The sequence below is a fragment of the Shewanella sp. 0m-6 genome (assembly GCF_052977325.1).
Window position 1 is genome coordinate 1 of sequence record NZ_JBRIMD010000075.1, and the last position, 508, is coordinate 508.

Here is a 508-nt window from a genome sequence, read left to right on the forward strand (position 1 = left end):
TAGAGCTGTAAAGTCAGTATTTTTAAAGTTATCCATAACCACAAATGAAGAGAATACGATGAATGCAATTAGATCATGTTTTTACTTAGATTGGTATAAGTGTACCCAGTCCTTGAGCTTCCAGATCCTAAAAAAAGATTCAATATTCGTTTCAACCTAAACTTGGGACACTCAGTACAAAGTATTAAACAACAAATGCACAGAAGAATTAAAGCGTACCCGCTAAAACTTGAATGGAAACAATAACGAAGTATGTTCAAAATTTAGACACAAAAAAACCACCCTTAGGTGGTTTTTTGTGTCTATCATCTGAATGATAAATTTGGTGGAGCCTAGCGGGATCGAACCGCTGACCTCAACACTGCCAGTGTTGCGCTCTCCCAGCTGAGCTAAGGCCCCATTTTACGTTAAACAATCAGACCGAAATCTCATTATTTTAAATAGTGGTATCCCCTAGGGGATTCGAACCCCTGTTACCGCCGTGAAAGGGCGGTGTCCTAGGCCTCTA

The 508-nt window shown here is 39.8% G+C and carries 1 tRNA gene; it reads right to left on the reverse strand.

Annotated elements, in window-relative coordinates:
- Nucleotides 1-323 precede the first annotated feature (323 nt).
- A tRNA-Ala gene (locus ACVBJC_RS20425) sits at nt 324-399 on the reverse strand.
- Between the last annotated feature and the right edge of the window lie 109 nt (nt 400-508).